General features: G+C 64.2%; 10 protein-coding genes and 1 pseudogene. 6 read left to right on the top strand and 5 right to left on the bottom strand.

What is annotated here, in order from left to right; translation table 11 throughout:
• A pseudogene (locus WBV42_RS21020) lies at positions 1–231 on the top strand (aldehyde dehydrogenase); the annotation flags it as partial.
• 92 nt (positions 232–323) lie between these two features.
• Here the strand turns inward: WBV42_RS21020 and WBV42_RS21015 are convergent.
• Complete coding sequence (locus WBV42_RS21015) at positions 324–749, bottom strand: hypothetical protein (protein ID WP_423987770.1); 426 nt, start codon at positions 747–749, stop codon at positions 324–326.
• A 181-nt stretch (positions 750–930) separates the two neighbouring features.
• Here WBV42_RS21015 and WBV42_RS21010 point away from each other — a divergent pair, with 181 nt between their 5' ends.
• A complete protein-coding gene (locus WBV42_RS21010) occupies positions 931–1188 on the top strand; it encodes a hypothetical protein (RefSeq protein WP_423987769.1) in 258 nt (85 codons plus the stop codon).
• On the opposite strand, the gene WBV42_RS21005 is transcribed toward WBV42_RS21010, so the two are convergent.
• The 4 genes from WBV42_RS21005 to WBV42_RS20990 all read right to left on the bottom strand — a co-directional run bounded on the left by WBV42_RS21005 (position 1185) and on the right by WBV42_RS20990 (position 3831).
• Complete coding sequence (locus WBV42_RS21005; protein ID WP_423987768.1) at positions 1185–1466, bottom strand: DUF6360 family protein; 282 nt, start codon at positions 1464–1466, stop codon at positions 1185–1187. The genes WBV42_RS21010 and WBV42_RS21005 overlap by 4 nt on opposite strands.
• A 1-nt stretch (position 1467) precedes the next feature.
• Positions 1468–1632: a hypothetical protein gene (locus tag WBV42_RS21000; protein ID WP_423987767.1), complete on the bottom strand. Its 165-nt coding sequence runs from the start codon at positions 1630–1632 to the stop codon at positions 1468–1470.
• Complete coding sequence (locus tag WBV42_RS20995; RefSeq protein WP_423987766.1) at positions 1625–3403, bottom strand: nitrite/sulfite reductase; 1779 nt, start codon at positions 3401–3403, stop codon at positions 1625–1627. Before WBV42_RS20995 ends, WBV42_RS21000 begins: the two co-directional genes overlap by 8 nt.
• 107 nt (positions 3404–3510) lie before the next feature.
• Positions 3511–3831: a hypothetical protein gene (locus tag WBV42_RS20990; RefSeq protein ID WP_423987765.1), complete on the bottom strand. Its 321-nt coding sequence runs from the start codon at positions 3829–3831 to the stop codon at positions 3511–3513.
• A gap of 328 nt (positions 3832–4159) precedes the next feature.
• On the opposite strand from WBV42_RS20990, the gene WBV42_RS20985 reads away from it, so the two are divergent.
• The 4 genes from WBV42_RS20985 to WBV42_RS20970 form a co-directional block, all read left to right on the top strand.
• Entirely contained in the window at positions 4160–4306 is a 147-nt protein-coding gene (locus WBV42_RS20985; protein ID WP_423987764.1) for a hypothetical protein, read from the top strand.
• Complete coding sequence (locus WBV42_RS20980) at positions 4303–5826, top strand: DR2241 family protein (RefSeq protein WP_423987763.1); 1524 nt, start codon at positions 4303–4305, stop codon at positions 5824–5826. Before WBV42_RS20985 ends, WBV42_RS20980 begins: the two co-directional genes overlap by 4 nt.
• Positions 5823–6656, top strand: a complete 834-nt coding sequence (gene cobA / locus WBV42_RS20975) for a uroporphyrinogen-III C-methyltransferase (protein ID WP_423987762.1) — start codon at positions 5823–5825, stop codon at positions 6654–6656. Before WBV42_RS20980 ends, cobA begins: the two co-directional genes overlap by 4 nt.
• On the top strand, positions 6656–7633 hold a 978-nt coding region (locus WBV42_RS20970; RefSeq protein ID WP_423987761.1), incomplete at its 3' end, for an anthranilate phosphoribosyltransferase. The genes cobA and WBV42_RS20970, both read left to right, overlap by 1 nt.

Here is a 7633-nt window from a genome sequence, read left to right as displayed (position 1 = left end):
GGCCGCCTCGGCATCGACTTCGGGAAGTTCTTCGAGAAGGGTCTCAAGGTCGGGACCGGACAGTGTAACGTCAAGGAGTACAACCGACAACTCCGCGACCTCATCATTCAGGGCCGCGCCGACCCGAGTTTCGTCGTCTCACATCGCGTCGAACTCGATGACGCGCCCGATATGTACGAGCGATTCGACAGCCGTGAAGAAGGCGTGACGAAAGTGTTGCTCGAACCCTGAACTAACTCGATTCTCGCTTTTTTTGGTGTCGTGATATGGGGAGGAACAGGTACCGACATAGCTACGGCACTTCGTGGGGACGAAGCATCCAATTAGCAGTGCTGCACTGCTTTGCTCTCGTAATACAAGCCAGAACCGGGCTCTATCCTGAAAATTATCCCCACACAATCCGCCTTGCCATGGACCTGTGTGGTCGTATCGACGGTTACCGGAGTATCGTCCACCGAGACCGTGACGACGTAACGGCCGGAGTGCTTGACTGGGCGTTCGGTGTAGTAGACGGACGATTTTGGCGACATACCCGAGTACGTCTCCAGGTGATGAGTCTCTTCCAGTACAATCTTCGATGCATCCTTTACCCGTAGGTGGACATCGACCGCGTGATTTCGCTTGTTTTTGATGGAGATGAAGTTGATTTTCGATTTCGGTTCGGACTTCGAGGGTGAGAGGCATCCAGCACCGGCAATCAGGGAGCTACTGGCGCCCCCCAGAACTGCACGACGTGAGAGATATTTCATCCGTATACGGGAGATTAATCACACTCAGCATATGCTTTGAGGTCGCCATTCGCACACCCCGTAGAACGAACACCGTCCAACCTGACTATCGATCGATATGCGAAACGGTAATGAATACCTTGCAAACAATGAGTGCTAGTTAATGTCTGTCGCACTCCTTCGTTCACATGGTGGTCAGCACATGCGAACACGAGGGCGACGATCGGCAGGCAGAACCGAGAAAGAGCGGCAACTCCAGCAACTCGCGCGGCTTCAACGGCAGATAACCGAACAGCGACGAAAGATCGCCGAGATGGAACGGGTTCGGGACGAGATGCTCCGCAGGGGGGCGGGCTCGGTCGCGTACGAGGGAGTCTGTGCGGAGTGCGGTATCGGCGTCATCGTGCGGAAAAACGACTCGCTTCGCTGCACCTCGTGTGACTTCCGCTACAACCTCTAAGCCTGCTCGTCCTCGACCTTCTCGGCGTAGCGTTCGAGTTCCCCGGCGAGCGTCCGCGCCTCGTCGGGCGAGAGCGACACCGTGTCGGCGTGTGCTGGGAGGTCGTCCAGCGAGCCGTTGTCCAGTTCGAGTTCGAGCAGGACTTCGTCCGGATTCTTCCGCGGCGTTTTGACGTTCAGCACGGCCATCGCCTCGTCCGTCCAGCCGTGGCCCTCCGCGACGGCGTCGAGCAGGTCGAACGTGGTGTAGGCGTTCACCGAGAGGATGCGGTCGGCCATCTCAGTTGTCCCCCGAAACCGCGCGAGACGGTCGCCTTCGGCGCTGCGACTCGCTGGCTTCCGGGACTCCTTCGCTGCGCTCAGTCATCGCCGGAAACAGCGTGAGGCGGTCGTGTTCACGCTGCGGCTCACTGGCTTCCGGGACTCCTTCGCTGTGCTCAGTCATCGCCGGAAATCGGGTCGGCCGGACTGTTGGGGGCCGGACTGGCGTCCATGTCGTCGTCCTCGGCGTACGGGTACCACGTCTTCTTCGTGTTGTGCATGTACGGGTCCTCGTAGCTGGTCTCCTCGGGGCTGGCGAGGGTTTCGAGTTCCTCGGCGTGGAGCGAGTGCACGAACTCGCGGAACGTCTGGCCGTCCTCGCGTCGGGCCGCGAAGCCGTCGATGAGGTTTCGGATCGCGCCGGGCACCTCGTCCACGGCAATGCGCTCCTTAATCCACGTCGCGAAGCTCGGCTCCTTGCCGAGTCCGCCACCGACGCCGATGTCGAGGGCTTCGACGGTTTCGCCGTCCTTGCGCGTCTTCATGCCGCGGAGGCTGATGTCGGCGATCTGCGGCTGGGCACAGGACGCGGTACAGCCGGAGAGGTGAATGTGGAAGTTCTCCACGTCGTCCGGAAGCTCCACGTTCTCCTTGAGCCAGCGCGAGAGACGCACTTGGCGGTTCTTCGTCTCCACGATGGAGAGCGAACAGAACTCCGTTCCCGTGCAGGCGATGGAACCGCGCTGGAACGGGTGCGGGTCGGGGCTGTAGCGTTCGAGGACGGGTTCGTCGAGCAGGGCGTCGAGATTCTCCTCGGGAATATCCGTCAGGATGATGTTCTGACGTTGGGAGAGTCGCGCCTCTCCGGACCCGTACTTCTCGGCGATGTCGGCCAGTTCGATCATTTCTTCGGCACCGACGCGGCCGACGAGGACGTTCAGGCCGACGTAGTAGTTCCCGTCGGGTTGCTCGTGCACGCCGACGTGGTCGGCGTGCCCGTGGTCGTCCGGGACGCCCGCGTTGTACGAGTACTCCTCGCGCAAGTCGTTGCCCGCCGTCTTGAGGTAGAAGTCCACGTACTCCTCCTGAAGCGTCTCGCGGACCTTCTCCGGCCCCCACTCGTCCACGAGGAACTTGATGCGGGCACGGCGGCGGTTGTCGCGGTTACCGTAGTCGCGGAACAGCCCCGAAAGCCCACCGAGGACGGGGACGACCTCGTCGGGTTCGGCGAACACGTCGATGTCGCGGGCGAAGCGCGCTTCGCGGCCCGCCAGACCCCCGCCGACGCGGACGTTGAACCCGCGGACGGTCTCCCCGTCGATCTCCTTCTCGGCGGGTTCGATTCCGATGTCGTTGATGTCGCCCTGGCCACAGCCTTCGCGGCAGCCAGTCACCGACACCTTCCACTTCCGCGGGAGGTTCTCGTACTCGGGGTTGCCCTTGAAGTTCTCGTTGAGGTCCTTGACGACGGGAACCGCGTCCACGAACTCGCGTTTGTCCTTCCCGGAGACCGGACAGCCGACGATGTTCCGCCACGAGTCACCGCAGGCCTGCTTGGTCGAGAGACCAGCGTCTTCCAAGCGGTCCCAGATCTTCGGCACGTCTTCGATGTTTATCCAGTGAAGTTGGACGGCCTGTCGCGTCGTCACGTCGGCGTAGCCGTTGCCGAACTCCGGGTTCGCGGCCGGGCCGGTGGCGAAGTCGCGGGCAATCTCACCGATGACCCGGAGCTGACCGGGTTCGAGGTAGCCGCTCGGCGGTCCGATGCGCATCATAAAGTAGCTTTCCTGGCCGTCGCGCTGGTGGTACAGCCCCCACCATTTGAACCGCTCGAACCACTCGTCGTGTTCGTCCTCCGGGATGGCTTCCCAGCCCTCCTCGGCGAATCGACGCATGTGGTCCTTGATCTCTTCCCCATAGATATCATCCTTCCATTTCTCTACGTCGGTCGGCATGGGAATCGCTACAGCACACACGCCTAAACACCCCATCTCCGCGTCAATGCCCGCCGGGGGTCGGAAAAAGCGGCAAGTATCGCGGAGACATGGCAGCGCCCCACTCCCTAGTCCGAGAACCGGGTGCTCGACGGCCGTTGGCCCCCTTCGTAGTCGATGGGACGGAATTCGTCCCCGTCGGCGCGTCCGATCCGAAGCCACCCCGTCGCGCCCCGTTCCCCACAGCCGATGCACTGTCCCGCCGCACGGGCTTCCACCCACGGACCGTCCACACCGATGTCGGTGAACACCTCGACGAGGAACAACGCGGTATCACAATCACAGACGTCGTGGTCCACGAGCGGCCAGATATCGCTTACGCCGACGATTCGGGTATTGTTCACGTTGACCCACGCACCCTCGTCCAGCGTCCGAACCGCAGTTACCATGCCCTATCTCCGCGTCTCCGAACCCTCAATACATCGGCGGACGCAATCCCCGCCGAATCACCTGACACGTCGAAACGGGCGGAACGCTCGATACCTACACGGCCAACCTATTTCCTGCACGAATTGCCGGAATACGGGAGTCGGAGATAGCAGTGGTTCTTACCGGTATGTGGGAGCAGTGGCCGGAATTACGGGTAGAGACGCGATTTAGGGGATTCCCGACATAGGGTGTCCTGATGAATATCAGTGAGTTTGCCACGCATCGACCCGCGGCCGGGTCAGGTGCCGAACCGAGAACCGAACGCGACCGAACACCGGGTGACGGACGGTGAGCGAGAAGCCCGTCGCCGAGCAATCGAAGGAACCACGCGAGGACGACCACCTACAGGACGTCCCTGACGGTGCGGGATGCACGGAAATCTGGGAGCACCTCTCCGACCGACGGGACGAGGAGGACGAAGAACCCGAAGAATGATCGAGGACACGGCGCTCGTACTGGTTGGTCACGGTTCACACCGGAACGCCGGGTCGGCGAGACCCGTCTACGATCACGCCGACGAGATACGCGCCCGTGACCGCTTCGCGGAGGTTCGGGAAGCCTTCTGGAAGGAAGCCCCGTCGCTGCGCGAAGTCCTCAGAACGGTCGAATCGACCGACGTTGTCGTCGTCCCCCTCTTCACCAGCGAGGGGTATTTCACGGAACAGGTGCTCCCCCGTGAGCTCCGGCTCACCGACGAGTGGGACCTCGACGTGGACAAGCGAGTTCGCTACGCCGACCCGGTCGGGACCCACGAATCGATGGCCGACGTCATCGTCGAACGTGCCGAACACGTCCCCGACGACCCGAGCGTCGGGGACGGCGTCGGACTGGCCGTCGTCGGCCACGGCACCGAACGAAATCCGAGAAGCGCGAAGGCGACCCGCGACCACGTCGCGGGTCTCGAAGCACGCGAGCGCTTCGACGAGGTGCGGGCGCTGTTCATGGACCAAGCGCCGTACATCGACGACCTGACCGATCACTTCGAGAGCGACGAACTCGTCGTCGTCCCGCTGTTCGTCGCCGACGGCTACCACACCCAAGAGGACATCCCGGAGGACGTCGGTCTGACCGACGACGCCGAATCGGGGTATCCCGTCCCTGCCGACGTCGATGGCAAACGGGTCTGGTACTCGGGTGCCGTCGGAACCGAACCGCTCGTCGCGGACGTCGTCGTCGAGCGAGCGCGAGCGACGCTCGATGACGGGGATGAGCCGGTCGAAACCATCGCGCAGGACGACGACACCGAGCGTCGCGAGGCCGAGGCGGCCCGCGATGCGTTTTTGAGCTGGTTGGCGGACGGCGGGAGCGACGAACCCCACGACGCGACCCGAACGTGGGGGCAACTCGCCATCACGACCACGCGGACCGCCGACGGTAGCCGTCGATACGAGATTCGGCACGTCGAGGACCGCGACGAGGAATTGGACGAACTCGACTCGCACGCGGACCCGAAGGAGACGCGCGACGGGGTGCGATTCGCGGACGATGGGGAGTATCGCCCGCTGGCAACGGCGGCGACGCTCCCCACCGGATGGGTGTGTTCGGACCTCGACGCCGCCGACCTCCTGCGGGCCGTCGAGTTCGTCTACCCGGCGACGATTTCGAACTGGTACCGCGAGCGGAACGGCGAACTCGACGTGAGCCACTTTCGGGAGACGGCCGAGCGCCAAACCGGCGTGTACGCCGACGTGGGGGACATCGGGCGCGAAGCGCTCGACCACGCCGTCGAGGCCTGCTGTGTGGATTCACAGTGCAGTGCGCGGCGCGAATGGGACGCGGCGGACGACGAAATCGTGGTTCCGCGCGGGGACGGCGAGTTCCCCTGCCGGGAGCCATGTTCGTTGTTCATCGCGAAGGTACGGGAGTTTCAGAAGATGGAGGGGTGCTGGGAAGACGACGCCGAAGACGGCTACCGAGCGCGGTACCGGAGCGCACGACGCGGAGGACGAACATGAGCATGCACACTGGAACGGTTTATTTGGTCGGTGCAGGACCGGGCGATCCGGAACTGCTGACGGTAAAGGCGCGGAGACTACTCGACGACGCGGACGTCGTCTGTCACGACAACCTCGCGGACGACCGAATCGTGGAGTCGTGTCCCGAGACCACTGAGCGGATGTACGTCGGCAAGCGGCCCGGGCCGGACGGCGAGCGAACCACACAGGAGGAGATAAACTGCCTGCTCGTTCGACTGGCACGCGAAGGGAAAGACGTGGTTCGACTCAAGGGCGGCGACCCGACGGTGTTCGGCCGCGGCGGCGAGGAAGCAGAACACCTCGCGGCCGCCGGAATCGACTTCGACATCGTCCCCGGCATTTCGAGCGCCGTCGCCGCACCGGCCGTCGCCGGAATCCCGGTGACCCACCGCGACCATGCCTCCTCCGTGACGTTCGTCACCGGCCACGAGGACCCGACGAAAGCCGAGAGCGCGCTCGACTGGGACGGACTCGCGGCGACGGTCCGAGCGGGCGGGACGCTGGTGATCCTGATGGGCGTCCGTCGCCTGCCGGACAACGTGACCGCACTGCGGAACGCAGGACTTCCAGAGGACACCCCCGCCGCGATGATCGAGAAGGCGACGCGGGACGACGAATTCACCGTCACGGGAACGCTCGACACCATCGTGGAGCGGCGCGACGAGGTGGGCATCGAACCGCCCGCGGTCACCGTCGTCGGCGACGTCGTCTCCGTGCGCGACCGCGTGGCCGAGTTCCTCGAAGGTGCGCCGTCGGTCGGCGTGCCGTCGTTCGCGGACGCCGTCGTCTCGGAGCGAGGTGTCGAGTGATGACTCGTGAGTTTCGGGACTTCGTCGGACACGTCGGCTCCGGGCCGAAGTCCGCCGACGACATGAGCTACGAGGAAGCCAAGTTCGCCTTCGGGGAAATCCTCGCTGGCGACGTGTCCCCCGTCGCACTCGGCGGCTTCTGGGTGGCGAACCGTTGGAAGCGCAACACGCCCGAGGAACTGGCCGGTTTCGTGGACGCGATGCGCGAGGAGTCGGTCGAAATCGCGGCACCGGACCGTGACCCCGTGGACTGCGGCGCGAACTACGACGGCAAATCCCGGACGGCGCTCCTCGGCGTCGCGTCGGGACTCGTCGCGGCGGCCGCAGGAACCCCCGTCGTCGTCCACAGCGGCGACCGCGTCCCCATGAGCGAGGGGTGTGCCTACCGCCACGTCCTCTCCGAACTCGGCGTGGAAACCGACCTCTCCCCCGAAGAAAGCGCCGCGATGACGGACGAGGTCGGCTTCGGTTTCTACGACCAAGCACGATTCAACCCCGCCGTCGCCGCCCTCGAAGACGACCGGCGCGCGCTCGGCGTGCGGACGTTCGTCAACACCGTCGAAACGCTCGCCAACCCGGCGGACGCGTCGGTCCACCTCGGGAGCTTCTTCCACACGACGTTCGGCGAGCGGATGATCAACACCCTCTCCGAGAGCCGAACCCAGGACGTCGAGCGCGTGCTGATGTTCCAGGGATTGGAGGGCTACGACGACGTTCGACCGGGCCACACGACGTACGTCGAGTGGGACGGCGCGGAGATCGAGACCGACCGACACGGGATGGACTTCGACGCCGACGCGCTCGACGTCGAGGACGTGGCGACCGATTCCGCCGAAATCACCGAGGCGGTTCTCACCGGCGAGCGCGACGGCGACCTCGCGGACGCCGTCGCGTTCAACGCGGGACTTCGGCTGTACGCCCGCGACGACGTGAAATCGATCGATGACGGCGTCGAGCGAGCGCGGAACGCGCTCGCC

Source organism: Haladaptatus sp., from assembly GCF_049589095.1.
Lineage (GTDB): Archaea > Halobacteriota > Halobacteria > Halobacteriales > Haladaptataceae > Haladaptatus.
Note: the sequence above shows the minus strand (reverse complement) of the source record. Positions and strands in the feature narration are given on the sequence as shown.

Excerpts from the sequence above, each read along its gene's own strand:
- WBV42_RS21000 (WP_423987767.1), bottom strand. The coding sequence starts at position 1,632 with ATGACTGAGCACAGCGAAGGAGTCCCGGAAGCCAGTGAGCCGCAGCGT.
- WBV42_RS21010 (WP_423987769.1), top strand. The coding sequence starts at position 931 with ATGCGAACACGAGGGCGACGATCGGCAGGCAGAACCGAGAAAGAGCGG.
- WBV42_RS20980 (WP_423987763.1), top strand. The coding sequence starts at position 4,303 with ATGATCGAGGACACGGCGCTCGTACTGGTTGGTCACGGTTCACACCGG.
- cobA (WP_423987762.1), top strand. The coding sequence starts at position 5,823 with ATGAGCATGCACACTGGAACGGTTTATTTGGTCGGTGCAGGACCGGGC.
- WBV42_RS20995 (WP_423987766.1), bottom strand. The coding sequence starts at position 3,403 with ATGCCGACCGACGTAGAGAAATGGAAGGATGATATCTATGGGGAAGAG.
- WBV42_RS21015 (WP_423987770.1), bottom strand. The coding sequence starts at position 749 with ATGAAATATCTCTCACGTCGTGCAGTTCTGGGGGGCGCCAGTAGCTCC.
- WBV42_RS21005 (WP_423987768.1), bottom strand. The coding sequence starts at position 1,466 with ATGGCCGACCGCATCCTCTCGGTGAACGCCTACACCACGTTCGACCTG.
- WBV42_RS20990 (WP_423987765.1), bottom strand. The coding sequence starts at position 3,831 with ATGGTAACTGCGGTTCGGACGCTGGACGAGGGTGCGTGGGTCAACGTG.